This window comes from Microcoleus sp. AT8-A3 (assembly GCF_036705675.1).
Lineage (GTDB): Bacteria > Cyanobacteriota > Cyanobacteriia > Cyanobacteriales > Microcoleaceae > Microcoleus.
On record NZ_JAUBVD010000040.1, the window covers coordinates 21,187 to 35,093 of the forward strand.

Consider the following 13,907-nt stretch of genomic DNA (forward strand, 5'->3'; position numbering starts at 1 on the left):
TTCGATTTTTAATCAACTTCTCCAAAAATAACGAGTGGGGTAGGCAGGATGCCTACCCTTAACTTTATTTTCACTCAATTGTGTGATGATGATTGATGATGATTTCTGTTGTTATACCTACCTACAACCGCGAGCAACCTCTGCGAGAGACATTGGCTGATGCGATTGGGCAAAATTACCCAAATTTTGAAGTGCTAGTAATCGATCAAACTCGCACCCACGAATTGGAAACTCAAGTTTATTTAGAGGAATTGTCAAATGCTGGCAAAATTCGCTGGTTTCGGGTAGATTGGGCGAGTTTGCCTGGTGCTCGAAATTATGCAGTGCGACGCGCAGTTGGAGAGATTATTTTATTTATTGATGATGATGTACAATTGCCAGATGGTTTTTTGGCTGCTCACGCTGACAATTATTTAGAAAAACCCGATGTGGGATGTGTGGCGGGCAGGGTTTTTGACAGAATGAAACTGGATAATTCTGGAGGCGATTTGGCGATCGAATATTTGCCCTCAGAAGCGATGGATGCTGGCATTGCCTGGTATTTTATCGATTTGGTGCATACAGTCAAACCCCAGCAGGTGCTATCGGCTAGAGGCTGTAATATGTCTTTTCGCCGGCAGGTTTTTGCCGAATGCGGGCTGAGGTTTGACGAGCGGTTTGCAGGGAGTGCGGTGCGGGAGGAGTCGGATTTTTGTTTGAGATTGCGATCGACTGGCATGAAAATTTGGTACGATCCCAATGCCTGTTTAGTTCACTTGGGGGAAGAGAGCGGGGGCTGTCACGATGTCAGCACGCGATCGATCGAATATCAAGTCACATTTTATCACAACCATTTCCTCATGGGATTGAAAAATTTAACAGCCTTTCAATGCCTGCGATTTTTTGCCAAACTCTTTGACTGCCACGTTTTGGGAAATCCACCTTGTTATAAAAGCGCCTCGCCCATTAAAATTATAACTAGATTTGCTTTTTATATCCTGGGTTTTCTCAGTGCTATAAATACAGTAATTCAATCTCTGTGGAATGATGGACAAAGTTATAGCCATCAAGACAAGATTAATAATCAATAATTACCTATTCCCCATTCGCCCTTCCCAATAAATGAGAATTCTCGTGGCTAGTCACACCTATATTGTGGACATTAATCGGGAAAAATTCAAGATATTAGCCAACCTAGAACCCGATATTGAAGTAACAGTTGTAGTGCCGCAGCGTTGGAAACCGGGAGGCGTACAAAATAAAATTATAGAAACGCAATTTTATCAAAAAGGCTCATTTAAAGTAGTCCCCGTCTCCAACTTTAGTCAAAATAATCAAGGCTTGCTAACTTTTGGTACAGATTTAATTGAAGTTCTGCAGAAAATTAAACCGCAGATAATTCAAGTTGAACAAGGTTCAAAATCTATTGCTTGCGCTCAGTTGATTCTACTAAACAAACTGCTCAAAATGCAAGCCAAAAATATATTATTTACTTGGTGGAATTTGCCTTATCAATTGAATTGGCCGATTTCAGTCTTAGAAAATTACAATCTTCAGCACACCGACGGAATTATTGCAGGCAACCTAGATGGAGCTAAAATTTTGCGGCAGCGGGGCTATCAAGGTGCGGTAAAAGTAATGCCACAACTCGGAGTAGATGAAGCTTTGTTTCGCCACACTGGTAAAGACGCTGATTTATCGCGCAGGTTCGGTATTGAACAGACCGATTTTGTGGTAGGATTTGTAGGGCGATTTGTCGAAGAAAAAGGATTGTTGACTTTAGCTGAAGCCTTGGCAGGGTTGAAAAAAAGCTCTTGGAAGTGGCTGTTAGTTGGACAAGGAAAATTGCGGACGCACCTCGCCGAAAAATGTATTGAATGGGGAATCAGCGACAGAATAATTTGGGTAGAAAGCGTTTCCCACGAAGAAATCCCCCCCTACATTAACTTAATGAACTGTTTGGTATTGCCTTCGCAAACCAGCTATAAATTCAAAACTTTGACCACTGTGGGCTGGAAAGAACAATTCGGTCACGTTTTAATTGAAGCGATGGCTTGTCACATTCCGGTTATTGGTTCCGACTGCGGGGAAATTCCCCACGTCATCGGCGATGCGGGCTTATTATTCCCCGAAGGAAATGCAGGGGTTTTGCGAGAATGTTTGCAGAAATTGATGGAGGGGCAGGAGTTGGCGGCCGATTTGGGCGATCGGGGTTATCATAGAGCGATGAGCAATTATACCAATAAAGCTTTAGCTGAGCAGTTATTGGAATTCTACAAGGAATTGTTGTAACTTTTAGCTATAATGCAAGTGTTAAATAAAAACTGTAGTAAATGTCTATTCCTCCCGACATACGCTCTTTGATTAACGAACTCTACCAGGTATTAGACGATAGCGAGCGCCAAGCAACGCAGGGACTTTTTGCACTTAGAAGAGCCATGTCTCTTTTTCCCCAGAATGAAATACTGATGCAATACTTTTCTTCCATCACCAATTTTCAATTCAACGTAGCAGGTACTCGCTTACAAGCAGAGCACATTGTGGGCAATGTATTGATGGCTGGTGTGCCCGATGAAGATGTTCAAAAAGCAGGAGATTATTTAGCAGCCTTGCTAAAGATGGCTCCCGAATCGAGAATTATGATTGACAAAGTAGTGGAGAGATTAGAAGCATTGCCATGAAACAATTACCAGATGAAAGCCTACTCCAGGAAATCCTGGAAATTGTGAAAGCTGCGGAAGCCAAAGCCAGTGAAATGTATGAATTTTCCAAGACAATGGCTCACAATACCCAAATTACAGCCACAAAAAGAGAGGAAGCTGAACAGCTAGACGGGCAGCCTTTTGCAGATAGATAATTAAATTTGTAATGGGAAATGTTGGTATGTGGATTTAAATAACTATCCCTGATGCGGATTCTCCAAATTATCCCCTCAATTTCTCTCGTCTACGAAAGTTGCAGGGCTTACGCATGGGGCGGCTAGAAACCCGGTTTCTACGACTTTCTCCCTCATCAATCAGGAATAAAACTGTTAAGTTCTTCGACTAGCAAATGTACTGTTGTTGAAGGATTGTCAGTTTCTGGATTGGGGCGATCGTATTCCTGTAAAAGCCGTTTTGCGTGTTTAATTGCATCCTGCTGTCTGTCTTTTAGTTCCTCATAAATCGTCTCGCTGTTTTTCTTATACTCGTGTCCCAATAACTTGGTTAGCATATTTTGATAATCCTGGCGAGAAATTCCCGTATTATAAAAATGGAAGTGCAGCAAATACCACAATTCAAAAGCATCATTTGAATAAGCTACGTCAATGCCGTTATTTCTTGCAAGAGTTATGGCTGAATTAAAATTTTGCGAGTCGTTAGGATTTTTAGGGTTTTTATCGCGATCGAACACGCACCAAAATCGGTCTTTTTCGTCGGATTCTGTGTCGTTTTTTAACTCAATAGCTTTTTCTACTAAACTCTTCGTATTTTTTCCTTCTCCTTTGATATCCAGCTTAATTACATTTGTGTCTACCGGGAAACTTCTAAAATAGTTGGGTTCTGTTTTCTCACCTTCGCACACGATTAAAAACCATCTTCTAGTTTTAACCTTTCTATTGTAGTAATCAATATTTGTTCTTCTAGACGAACTTTTTTTATTCATGAAGTTCACCTATTAGTTCTTTAAAATTACCAATAAAAGGGATAGCGCCATACTTGCCGATAATGTAATCGCGCTCGAATGAGGCATCTTTTCCGACTTTATACTCTACCAAAGAGTACAAATCAGTAGCGCCTTTGTTGTCTTTTTCGGTAAACCATATTTGATCTTTGCGAAAACTTTTACTACTGAGCAAGTTTGTGTCGTGTGTAGTGAATATAAGCTGTGCGTTGTGCGGATTAGTCTCGTTAGAATTGAATAAGCAGATTAATTCGCGAGTAATCAGCGGATGTAGTCTGGCATCAAGTTCATCAATTAATAAAATTTTTCCTGTTCTTAAAGTATCCAGGAGAATGCCTGCTAATGCAAATAGTTTGTTTGTCCCCTCGGATTCGTGCGTTTCGATATCAAATAATTCTATAGCAGCCTGTTTCCCATCAGCATCATATTTCCGGTGAACTGTTTTCACGCCTACTTCATATATACCGAACATAGCGGTTTTCTGGGAAATATACTTTTTGATTTGAATATCAGCAATCCCTAAGTCTAATTTCTTGATAAATTCAATAATATCATGTCTGTGGCGATCGTTCTCAAAAGACTCTAAAGTTTCCTCGCGGTATTGCCTATCTTGCAAGCCTGATATCAATTGCAAAGTTTTACTGAACCACAGCAATATTTTGCCAGAAATTTTACCATTAAATTGTGCGACTACAGAAAGAAATAAAGCATTACTTCGGGTTTTATCGCTAATGCCTTGTCCCTCTGGGAAATCATCTAATATATAATTATCAAAATCCCGTTCAAAAAGCATTTTTTCTTGACTGTCATCAGCTTGAAATAGCCACTCAGAAACAACTTCCCGCGCGTTCACATCAAAACCGTACCTAAAAGTTTTGTCTTCTAGTAGAAAAACGATTTCAAAGAAAGACGGCTCTTTTTCTGTCTCTGTGCTTAGCCTGAATGCTTCAATATCGATCGCGTCTGAAACTTGCGTTTCTTTGGATGAGTTTAGGACAAACCATTTCATAAAGTTAATAGCAGCAACAATGTTGCTCTTACCACTGGCGTTAGCTCCATAAATAGCAGCACTTTTGAGTAAGCTTAACTTATCATTAATTTGGAATACATTATTTTCATCCAGCTCTTTGTCTTCCTCAGTAATTGACGAGGCTACCATGCTGAGGGTGACAGTTTCTTTAAAAGATTTGTAGTTGCCGACGCTGAATCCAATCAGCATAACTTGCCTCCGATCGCCTAAATTAGTATAACGTGCAAATTTTGCAATTCTTTCTATGATAACACAACCAGCTACCTCAGCTAACACCAAGTGCTAACCATGCGGATTCTCCAAATTATCCCCTCAATTTCCCTCGTCTACGGCGGGCCAAGTCAAATGGTACTCGGACTTTCTGCAGCCCTGGCTTCTCGAGGTATTGATGTCACAATTATCACCACAGATTCTAACGGAGATATCGGTCAAATTCCCTTAGATGTTCCTCTGAATGAACCAATACAACAAAACGGCTATCAGATTATTTATTTCCGCTGTTATCCCTGGCGCAGATATAAATTTTCTCTCTCGTTATTGCAGTGGTTAAATGAAAACGCGCGACAATTTGACCTCGCCCACATTCACGCTCTTTTTTCGCCAGTAACTACCTTTGCGGCCACAATTGCTAGATATCACAAGTTGCCATATATTATGCGTCCCTGCGGTATGCTTGACCCTGCCGATTTGCAGAAAAAAAAGCGCTTGAAACAGATTTATGCAGCAGTTTTAGAACGCCCTAATTTAGCAGGGGCAGCCGCAATTCATTTCACAAGTAAAGAAGAGGCTAAAATCTCAGAAAGATTTGGTTTGGGTAGCACAGGCAAGATGCCTGTGCCACGGGATTTGGTGATTCCATTGGGGGTGACAGCAGGTTTGTTTCCTAAGAGATTGCGGGAATCTGAAGTGCCAATTATCTTATTTATGTCGCGGATTGAACCTAAAAAAGGGCTTGATTTGTTAATTCCAGCATTAGAAAGTATTTTGGCATTGGGCATAGAGTTTCACTTTATTTTAGCTGGATCAAATCCCCAAGATGCTGAGTATGAAACACAAATTAAAGTACAAATTCAGAATTCAAGCTTAGCAAAATACACAACAATAACTGGCTTTGTGAGCGGTGATTTAAAAGTTGAACTATTGACAAAAGCCGACTTATTTGTATTGCCTTCTTATTACGAAAACTTTGGCATTGCTGTAGCAGAAGCAATGACCGCGGGTGTACCTGTCGCCATTTCCGATCGCATACATATTGCGGAAGACATACAGCAAGCAGAAGCTGGTTGGGTAGAACCTTTGGAAATAGGGGCGATCGCCCATTCAATCAAATCAGCACTTCTCAATCCACAGGAACGTCAACGCCGGGGATTGAACGGCCAAGAGTACGCAAGAAAGCATTATAACTGGGAGGCGATCGCCCAACAAACTATCGATGCTTACCAGCAAATTTTGTCATCTATTAACTAATGCAACAGCCGTTTACCTTTTACTTTTTCTCCTGCTGCGAGTTCTTGTGCTGCTGCTATCAGAATATGCAGGCGAGATTTTTTCATCGCTGCTATTTTAGCTGCAATACTTATCAACAAAACTCTGCAATCCTGCCTGATATCCTGCTCCTACAGCCTGAAATCTCCACTCTCCATTCTTTCTATACAAACGACCAAATTCTACAGCAGTCTCTCGCGAAAAATTCTCTTTTAATTCATACCGAACAAGTTCGCTTCCCGTATCCAAATTGGTAATTTTGATAAAAGCATTTTTGATATTGCTAAAATTTGCCTTAATTTTATCTGCTTCGTGAATAGTGACCACAAAAGTTATTTCCTCAATTTCAAGATTAACTCTTTCTAAGATAACGCCGTAAATAGTCTTATTTTCTTGACTTCGGTTGTTTTTTTCAGGAATCGATTGCAGTAACGAACTGTCATACGATTGCAGATTATTGTAAAAGATAAAATATTTATCGTTAGGTATTTTGCCGTCAGCACCTAGCATAAACGCCGAGACATCAATATCGTAGCTTTGTCCTGCCTCTGTCACCTGCCAACCGAGGGCGATCGCCATTTTTTTTATACCGGGCGCTTCTTTAGAAATATTAAATCTCTCACCCTTACTTAATTGCATTGCCATCTGCTTATTTGTTAAACATCAAACTTTATAGCGTTAATGTTAATATTAAGTGGGACAATAACTTTTCTTCTTTAAGAAAACTTAATATTTGGTCTCTAATAGTTGGCATCATTAAAAATATGTGCTATTGCTCTCCGAATTTATTGAGATTTACTGAGAGAGAATTACGTAAGCAAAAACCGGGCTTTCTAAAAAACCCGGTTTCGGCAATTGAACTTAATTTGACTCTACTTTTGAGCATTTTCTGAACTAGGTGGCAGCGTCACAAAATTACCAAAAGCTCCAACCGTTTGATAGCTTTTTTTGCCCAGTTCAGTTGTATAAATGCTGACAACGCCTAAATTCTGACGCTGCGTTGTATTGTCGAGCAAGCTTTCGATCGTGCCCCGCTGCGAAGTCAGTAAATTCTTGCAACTGCCGATCAAAGTATCTGTAATGCCGCCCAAAGCTTTCGGCACGCGAGAATCTTTGCACACAGTGTTTTCCAACTCGGTTTGGAGTACGCCGGAAGCATAAGTTAGGTATTGATCTCTCGCAGGATTTGTAAATGCCATGCCGGCGGCTAGAAGAGTAAGGGCGATCGCGACTTTTCCCACATTGCCGAAAAAATTAGAAGTTGGTTTGTTAGTATTCATTGCGTTATCAATATTCATTTTTTTTAGCCCCGTTGATTTATAAGCTTCTCTTGATTTAAACTACACCTCCTCAGAAACAGATTTCCGAAAGGAGGGGACAGTTTTTAGATTGGAGGCCAGTTGCGAGTAAGGAATGAGAATTAAATAACTTCCACTCTTGAAAGTGGGATGGGCGTCCCGCCCATCCGTTTTGGACGGGCGGGACGCCCATCCCACAATAACAATTAAAATTGTAAGTTATTTAATTCGCGATCCTAAGTCTCTCACTGGTTTACCTTCCTTTTACGTTTCCCCCTCCCTCAAATCCGGTAAATCTTCCACAAAACATTAGCTTGTCCCCAGGCTCTGCCTGGGGACGAGGAATTTAAACTTAGTTTCGCTTTGATTTTTGCCGATCGATCTCCCGCTGCAACTCTTCAATCTGACGGCGCAAAGCCTCCGTCTCGCTGTTAGGCGCTTGGGACTTGACATCAACCGCACCCTCAGCTACAGCCCGCTTGTAGTTCCCCAGCTTAATTTGGCGGTATTCCTCGGAACTTGCCCAGTCTCGCAAATACCGCAGGCGTTCCACGGGGAAAGGGTGACTCAGCATCACGCCCTGACCGCCGTTGTAAAGTAAAAACTTATACACTTGGTTGAGATTGTCTCGATCGAGCTCTTGATAGTTGTCAGACTGGCGGATAAATTCTTGCAAACTGCATTGGTCAGCATATTTACTGCTAACTCCCGCAAGTTTCATCATCGTCTTCATCACACTGTTCAAGTCATCCGTTACCAACAAAGCCGCCCGGTCTCCCGACAATTCAGCCTTGCGGCGCCACTCGTAAAAAGCGAAAATTAAACCGCTACCGACCATATTTCCCAGCCCGAAAGTCATCTCCCCAATTGTCGATGCGACGCTCATCGCCCACATCGCCATTTGATTTAAAGTTGGATGACCGCATTTAATGTGTCCCAACTCGTGAGCCAAGACTACCCGCAGTTCCGCCTCGTCCAACAAGTCTAAAAGACCAGTGTTTAATACTACATAAGGTTGGTTTTTTCCCAGGGCATAGCTGTTAACTGAGGGATTCTGAGAAACAAACAAACCCGGTTCTGGAAAAACATCTAAAGCCTGCACGCACTCCCGAAATATATGATAAATGCTGGCATATTGGCGAGGCCCGACTTGAATGCTATTTCCCATTAGGTAAACGAATTGCGGTCGTTCGTAGACAAATTCTACAAATTTGCCGGCAATTAAGTCAAATCCAGGCACGCTGCGTAACGCTTCCTCAGCTTGGCGATCGAGGGGATGCTGAAATGCTTCGCTAGAAATTCCCGTATAAGTAGGCATAGTTGTTGCAAAAGTTACATTTAAGATATCAGTAATGCCATCGCTGCTGGTGCTAGCTAGCGCCTGACTTATCAATGTTATCGCGACAAATATTGAACTGTTGTGGAACAGGGCGGAAAGCCTGTTCAAATTAGCGTTAAAATTGTGAATCTGGTACAGGCGCGATCGACAAACATCTTTCACAGTGCCTGTGTATCGCCTCACCCAAAAATTGGAACGTGCAAAAATGGCTATCCTGCAACTCGAAAACGGTACAACCTACACTCAACAAAGCGACATTACCCGAGAACTCGCTTCCTTAAACATTCAACTCAACCGCTGGCCCGTGGGTGACAGCGCTGAAATTCAAAATTTGTTAGCTAAAGATGCTCTTGACGACAATCAAAAAGAGCAAGTGTTGCAAGCCCTCGACAGTTACTTTCAACAGTTGTCGGAAAGTGCAGGCTATCAGGATCGCGACTTAATTGTACTGCACCCAGACATTCCCAACCTCGACACCTTGCTGTCCAAATTCAACAAGTGCCACATCCACGCCGATGATGAAGTCCGCTATATCGTAGCAGGGGAAGGCATTTTCGGCTTCGTCCGGCCCGACGGCAGCCAAGTCGAACTCACAGTGCAGCCAGAAGAATTTATCAACGTGCCGGCGAATACAGAACACTGGTTTTATTTGACAGCATCCCGGAAAATTAAAGCGGTTCGCTATTTTACCACCAAAGAAGGCTGGACGCCGGAGTATACCGATACGGAAATTCGATCGCGTTTAGCTGCTGTTTGAACTGAGATGTTGCACCATTCTCAATAAGCTTTTTATGAACAGGCTTTCCGGCCTGTTCCACAAAGAGTGAATTTTATTGTGGAACAGGCCGGAAAGCCTGTTCTTGAGAATGATGCAAGATGTGAGTTTCGATGCGTAAGTCCCGCAGTTGACGGTTGACAGTTGACGGTTGACGGCAATCTTCAAATCATCTAAAAATCCTCAAATCCCGCATCAAACTTTGTGATTTACAGATCGCAATATGCTCAAAGCAACCGCCTCCGCCACCTTAATCCCATCAATCCCCGCCGACAGGATTCCACCCGCATATCCTGCACCTTCCCCAGCAGGATAAAGGCCTTCTGTATTCAAACTCTGATAATCTTCCCTGCGTTTAATCCGAATTGGTGAAGAAGTGCGCGTTTCCACCCCAGTCAAAACCGCCTCATCCATCGCAAATCCTTTAATCTGTTTGTCAAAAGCCGGAAGTGCTTCGCGGATAGCTGCGATCGCATAATCTGGCAAACTTTCGCTCAAATCAGTCATCACAACTCCCGGCGTATAAGACGGCTGCACACTGCCTAGCGCCGTGGAAGGGCGATTCGCCAAAAAATCACCCACAAGCTGCCCAGGGGCGTTGTAAGTGCCACCTCCTAACTCAAATGCCCGTTCTTCTAGGCGACGTTGAAACTCAATTCCTGCTAAGGGATGACCCGGATAATCCTCCGGCGTGATACCCACCACAATCCCGCTGTTAGCATTGCGTTCATTGCGAGAATATTGACTCATCCCATTAGTAACCAGTCGCCCCGGTTCTGACGCAGCCGCCACTACCAAACCACCGGGACACATACAGAAACTATATACAGAACGATTGTTTTGGCAATGGTGAACCAGTTTGTAATCTGCGGCACCCAAAAGCTTATGGCCCGCCCGATCGCCAAAACGACAGCGATCGATGATACTTTGGGGATGTTCGACCCGAAAACCAATGGAAAAAGGTTTAGGTTCGATGTAAACCCCGCGCGAAAACAACATTTCAAAAGTATCGCGGGCGCTGTGTCCCACCGCCAGAACTATATAATTACTAGCAATATATTCTCCACTAGCCAGGGTAAGTCCCTGCACTTTTCCATTTTCGATGTGGATATCTTCTACACGAGTTTGAAACCGGATTTCTCCGCCTAATGATTCAATTTGGGCGCGAATACTTTGGACAATTCCCACCAGTTTAAACGTGCCAATATGCGGTTTATTAATATATAAAATTTCCGGTGAAGCTCCCGCATTCACAAGTTCCGTCAACACCTTCCGCCCATAATGCTGAGGATCTTTAACTTGGCTGTAGAGTTTGCCATCGGAAAAAGTACCCGCACCACCTTCGCCAAACTGGGCGTTAGATTCGGGGTTGAATTCTGCTTTTTTCTTCCAAAATCCAAAGGTATCAACCGTGCGATCGCGCACAGCTTTTCCGCGTTCTAAAAGGATGGGGCGAAACCCCATTTGTGCCAGCATCAGGCCTGCAAACATACCGCACGGCCCTGTACCAATCACAATGGGGCGAATCGTCAAATTGCTGGGGGCTTTGGCTACATAGCGATAACTCGTGTCTGGTGTCACCATCACATGAGGATCTTTTTTGAAGCGTTGGAGAAGTTGCTTTTCCTGTGTCGTCTCTACATCCACAATATAGACAAGGAGGATTTCGGCTTTTTTACGAGCATCGTAGCTGCGCTTGAAGATGGAATAGCCGAGCAATTCTTCGGGGGGAATTTGCAGCTTTTTGAGAATGGCACTGGCGATCGCATCTTGAGGATGATCTAGGGGGAGTTTTATTTCGGTTATTCTTAACATATAGCAGAGGGAAGTTCGGCAACGGATTATATAACGGATGTCACGGATGTCACGGATGTCAGGAAGAAGGAAGAAGGAAGAAGGAAGAATAAAAATCCCGAACAGAAGTATTATAACTATTTCACTGGACATCCTATGGGCGATCGTCCTCGGTCGAGCAATTTTTGATTTTTGAGTGGATAATTGAAGAAGCGTTATAATAAACAAAAAATTAAGTTTTGTAAAGACCCTTGACTGCAACATTTACACCCAAAAACAGCCGCACCTGGCACGCTCTCAACCCCCTCTGGCAAGGAGCCGAAGACGCAGTACAGAAGGGTTTGCCCCACACCAAGCTCGCACCGGCATGGCAAATACTGCTCCTAGGCGACGGTTCCCCCACCCGTCACCTGCAACTGCTGACAGGGGAACCCACAGAAGTTGATGTGATCGATATGTCTTTAGTGGGTGAAGACGCAGACGGCGCGCCCCAGCAAATTGTCGCGGTTCCGGGGCCGCGCCTGCGCCGCCAGGTGTGGCTGCGGACTGCTTCGGGACAGCGCTTAGCCTATGCGACTTCTTGGTGGGAAGCGAGCCATGTAGACGAATATTTACAAAATAAATCTTTGCCAATTTGGGCTAGTTTAGCGAGGCTGCGGACAGAATTGTATCGCGATGTGCAGGGCATTTATTGCGGTGATTCGGTGGCTTTGGAGTCAGCTTTTGAACAGTCGGGGCCTTTTTGGGGGCGACACTATTTGTTTTGGCATCACGGGAAGCCATTGACTCTGATTTATGAGGTTTTTTCTCCTTATTTAACTAAGTATTTGGGGCCGATGCAATTGGATGTTGATTGAGATTGAGCTCTTGCACCATTATCAAGAACAGGCTTTCCGGCCTGTTCCACAAGAAAATTCACTCTTTGTGGAACAGGCCGGAAAGCCTGTTCATAAAAAGCTTATTGAGAATGGTGCAAGATATCAATCTCAACTGAAATGTTGCACCATTCTCAATAAGGCTTTCAGGGCGGGCTAGAAGCCCAACCCCTACTCCCCACAAGAAAATTCACCCGATTATGGAACAGGCATCTTGTGGCTTTCAGGGCGTTGCTCAGAGCAACCCCCCACAAGAAAATTTACCCGATTGTGGAACAGGCCGAAAAGCCTGTTCTTAAGAATAGTTCCGACGAAATTTTACTTGCAAACCGTCGCCGGGATGCGGAGTCGGTACTCTGATTAAATTCAAATCTTGATCCGGTAAAAGTTCCCATTCAAACTCCCGAACAATCTTTGCCGCAAACAACTTCATCTCTAACCGGGCAAATTCTTTGCCCAAACATTCTCGCAAACCGCCGCCAAAGGGTACGTAGCTGAACGGTTTAGGCGATCGATCCGAGCTAAATCGATCGGGGTCGAATCGATCGGGTTCGGGATAAACTGCGCTATCCTGATGCGTCTGATTGATTTGATAAAGTACCATCCAACCCTTGGGAATTTCGTAGCCACCGAACTCGCAATCATTAATTACCTGCCGAAAACCGCCTCCCACTGGTGGAACCAACCGCAGCACTTCTCGCATAACCTGCTCTAAATAAGTCATTTGTTTGAGTTCTTCCAAGGTTAGCGGTTCAGTTGCGGGGAACTGCTGCTGTTCGGCCCGTACTTTTGCCATCACATCGGGATTTTGAGCCAGGAGAAGGCAAAAAGAGGCGATCGCCGAAGTTAAAGTTTCGTGTCCCGCAAACAGCAGCAACAGCACTTGATCTTTTAACTCCTCCAAACTCAAACTATTTCCCTCTTCATCGCGGGCCGAAATCAGCAAACTCAAAGCATCATTGCCGCTAGGGGTTCCTTGCTGGCGATCTATAATAATCTTTTCAAGTTCTGCCAACAGCAGCTTTCGGCACTTTTTCGCCTTGCCAAACTGACTCCAAGGCACATCTAAAGGAATCGAAAATAAACCATTGCACCACGTTTCAAAATAATGTCCTAGCGCCGTTTCCGAACCATTATCAATCCCTACTAACAACTTACCCGCAACATCAAAAGTATAATTTCTCAGTTCGGGATACCAAGTCAGCGTTTCCATTTTTGCCCATTTTTCCAAATAGCGCTGAGTGATATCTTCCATCGCGCCGATGTAGCCTGCTAAAGCTCGCGACCCAAACGCTTGGTACAGCAACTTGCGCCGATTTTGGTGGTTAGCACCCGTTTGCAACGCCAAAGAAAGCGGCCCTAAAAGCGCTTTCGTGCTGGCAGGCCAAGTCACAGCAAAATATTGGTTTTCATTGCTTAAAACAAACAAATTAGCCTCTTGGCCACACACAAACACGGTAGGCTGTCCGAAAATGCTGGTTTTGAAAAGGGGCCCGTACTGCTGGTGGCGTTTTTTGGCAAATTGGGAATCTTGCAAAAAGTTGATAGTATCGCCAATTAGGGGTAAACCAAAACTGCCGGGAGGTAATGCCATTTTAGATTTTAGATTTTAGATTTTAGATTTTTAATATCATATCAATTTTAGTTGGAGGGTGGGCAATACGCAGCA

The 13,907-nt window shown here is 43.7% G+C and carries 14 protein-coding genes; 7 read left to right on the forward strand and 7 right to left on the reverse strand.

Annotation, left to right across the window (positions count from 1 at the left end; all coding sequences use genetic code 11):
- Positions 1–95: 95 nt before the first annotated feature.
- From hpsN to QUB51_RS21070, 4 genes are read left to right on the forward strand one after another with little or no spacing between them, the layout of a single operon-like run.
- Positions 96–1,070 carry a hormogonium polysaccharide biosynthesis glycosyltransferase HpsN gene (gene hpsN / locus QUB51_RS21055; protein WP_333263137.1) on the forward strand — a complete coding sequence of 325 codons (975 nt, stop codon included), beginning with the start codon at positions 96–98 and terminating at the stop codon, positions 1,068–1,070.
- A 31-nt stretch (positions 1,071–1,101) separates the two neighbouring features.
- Positions 1,102–2,271: a hormogonium polysaccharide biosynthesis glycosyltransferase HpsO gene (hpsO, locus tag QUB51_RS21060; RefSeq protein WP_333263135.1), complete on the forward strand. Its 1,170-nt coding sequence runs from the start codon at positions 1,102–1,104 to the stop codon at positions 2,269–2,271.
- Positions 2,272–2,312: 41 nt separating this feature from the next.
- On the forward strand, positions 2,313–2,660 hold the full coding sequence (locus QUB51_RS21065; protein WP_333056849.1) for a hypothetical protein: 348 nt from the start codon (positions 2,313–2,315) through the stop codon (positions 2,658–2,660).
- The gene (locus tag QUB51_RS21070) at positions 2,657–2,836 is read left to right on the forward strand and encodes a hypothetical protein (RefSeq protein ID WP_333056850.1); all 180 of its coding nucleotides are present in this window, start codon (positions 2,657–2,659) and stop codon (positions 2,834–2,836) included. The genes QUB51_RS21065 and QUB51_RS21070 overlap by 4 nt, the downstream gene beginning before the upstream one ends.
- Positions 2,837–2,991: 155 nt before the next feature.
- Here QUB51_RS21070 and QUB51_RS21075 read toward each other — a convergent pair whose 3' ends face one another.
- A complete protein-coding gene (locus QUB51_RS21075; RefSeq protein WP_333233884.1) occupies positions 2,992–3,624 on the reverse strand; it encodes an RloB family protein in 633 nt (210 codons plus the stop codon).
- Positions 3,617–4,948, reverse strand: a complete 1,332-nt coding sequence (locus tag QUB51_RS21080) for an ATP-binding protein (protein WP_333056852.1) — start codon at positions 4,946–4,948, stop codon at positions 3,617–3,619. The genes QUB51_RS21075 and QUB51_RS21080 overlap by 8 nt, the downstream gene beginning before the upstream one ends.
- A 12-nt stretch (positions 4,949–4,960) precedes the next feature.
- Between QUB51_RS21080 and hpsP the strand changes: the two genes are divergently transcribed.
- Positions 4,961–6,139 carry a hormogonium polysaccharide biosynthesis glycosyltransferase HpsP gene (gene hpsP / locus QUB51_RS21085; protein WP_333233883.1) on the forward strand — a complete coding sequence of 393 codons (1,179 nt, stop codon included), beginning with the start codon at positions 4,961–4,963 and terminating at the stop codon, positions 6,137–6,139.
- Positions 6,140–6,235: 96 nt separating this feature from the next.
- Here the strand turns inward: hpsP and QUB51_RS21090 are convergent, their stop codons facing one another.
- The 3 genes from QUB51_RS21090 to QUB51_RS21100 all read right to left on the reverse strand — a co-directional run bounded on the left by QUB51_RS21090 (position 6,236) and on the right by QUB51_RS21100 (position 8,773).
- Positions 6,236–6,796, reverse strand: coding sequence for a TerD family protein (locus QUB51_RS21090; protein WP_333056854.1), 561 nt, complete (start codon positions 6,794–6,796; stop codon positions 6,236–6,238).
- A 233-nt stretch (positions 6,797–7,029) separates the two neighbouring features.
- Positions 7,030–7,455: a DUF4359 domain-containing protein gene (locus QUB51_RS21095; RefSeq protein WP_333056855.1), complete on the reverse strand. Its 426-nt coding sequence runs from the start codon at positions 7,453–7,455 to the stop codon at positions 7,030–7,032.
- Positions 7,456–7,807: 352 nt separating this feature from the next.
- Positions 7,808–8,773 carry a M48 family metallopeptidase gene (locus QUB51_RS21100; protein ID WP_333056905.1) on the reverse strand — a complete coding sequence of 322 codons (966 nt, stop codon included), beginning with the start codon at positions 8,771–8,773 and terminating at the stop codon, positions 7,808–7,810.
- 226 nt (positions 8,774–8,999) lie between these two features.
- Here QUB51_RS21100 and QUB51_RS21105 point away from each other — a divergent pair, with 226 nt between their 5' ends.
- On the forward strand, positions 9,000–9,551 hold the full coding sequence (locus QUB51_RS21105; protein ID WP_333056857.1) for an acireductone dioxygenase: 552 nt from the start codon (positions 9,000–9,002) through the stop codon (positions 9,549–9,551).
- A gap of 213 nt (positions 9,552–9,764) precedes the next feature.
- On the opposite strand, the gene QUB51_RS21110 is transcribed toward QUB51_RS21105, so the two are convergent.
- Positions 9,765–11,384 carry an NAD(P)/FAD-dependent oxidoreductase gene (locus QUB51_RS21110; protein ID WP_333263131.1) on the reverse strand — a complete coding sequence of 540 codons (1,620 nt, stop codon included), beginning with the start codon at positions 11,382–11,384 and terminating at the stop codon, positions 9,765–9,767.
- Between the two features lie 230 nt (positions 11,385–11,614).
- On the opposite strand from QUB51_RS21110, the gene QUB51_RS21115 reads away from it, so the two are divergent.
- On the forward strand, positions 11,615–12,220 hold the full coding sequence (locus QUB51_RS21115; RefSeq protein ID WP_333056859.1) for a chorismate lyase: 606 nt from the start codon (positions 11,615–11,617) through the stop codon (positions 12,218–12,220).
- Between the two features lie 313 nt (positions 12,221–12,533).
- Here QUB51_RS21115 and QUB51_RS21120 read toward each other — a convergent pair whose 3' ends face one another.
- Positions 12,534–13,832 (reverse strand): cytochrome P450, encoded by a 1,299-nt coding sequence (locus tag QUB51_RS21120; protein ID WP_333056860.1) that lies wholly within the window; start codon positions 13,830–13,832, stop codon positions 12,534–12,536.
- Positions 13,833–13,907: the final 75 nt, after the last annotated feature.

Coding starts and splice junctions, on each gene's coding strand:
- hpsN (WP_333263137.1), top strand. CDS start 96: ATGATGATTTCTGTTGTTATACCTACCTACAACCGCGAGCAACCTCTG.
- QUB51_RS21090 (WP_333056854.1), bottom strand. CDS start 6,796: ATGCAATTAAGTAAGGGTGAGAGATTTAATATTTCTAAAGAAGCGCCC.
- QUB51_RS21105 (WP_333056857.1), top strand. CDS start 9,000: ATGGCTATCCTGCAACTCGAAAACGGTACAACCTACACTCAACAAAGC.
- QUB51_RS21065 (WP_333056849.1), top strand. CDS start 2,313: ATGTCTATTCCTCCCGACATACGCTCTTTGATTAACGAACTCTACCAG.
- QUB51_RS21070 (WP_333056850.1), top strand. CDS start 2,657: ATGAAACAATTACCAGATGAAAGCCTACTCCAGGAAATCCTGGAAATT.
- QUB51_RS21110 (WP_333263131.1), bottom strand. CDS start 11,384: ATGTTAAGAATAACCGAAATAAAACTCCCCCTAGATCATCCTCAAGAT.
- QUB51_RS21075 (WP_333233884.1), bottom strand. CDS start 3,624: ATGAATAAAAAAAGTTCGTCTAGAAGAACAAATATTGATTACTACAAT.
- QUB51_RS21095 (WP_333056855.1), bottom strand. CDS start 7,455: ATGAATATTGATAACGCAATGAATACTAACAAACCAACTTCTAATTTT.
- QUB51_RS21100 (WP_333056905.1), bottom strand. CDS start 8,773: ATGCCTACTTATACGGGAATTTCTAGCGAAGCATTTCAGCATCCCCTC.
- hpsO (WP_333263135.1), top strand. CDS start 1,102: ATGAGAATTCTCGTGGCTAGTCACACCTATATTGTGGACATTAATCGG.
- QUB51_RS21120 (WP_333056860.1), bottom strand. CDS start 13,832: ATGGCATTACCTCCCGGCAGTTTTGGTTTACCCCTAATTGGCGATACT.
- hpsP (WP_333233883.1), top strand. CDS start 4,961: ATGCGGATTCTCCAAATTATCCCCTCAATTTCCCTCGTCTACGGCGGG.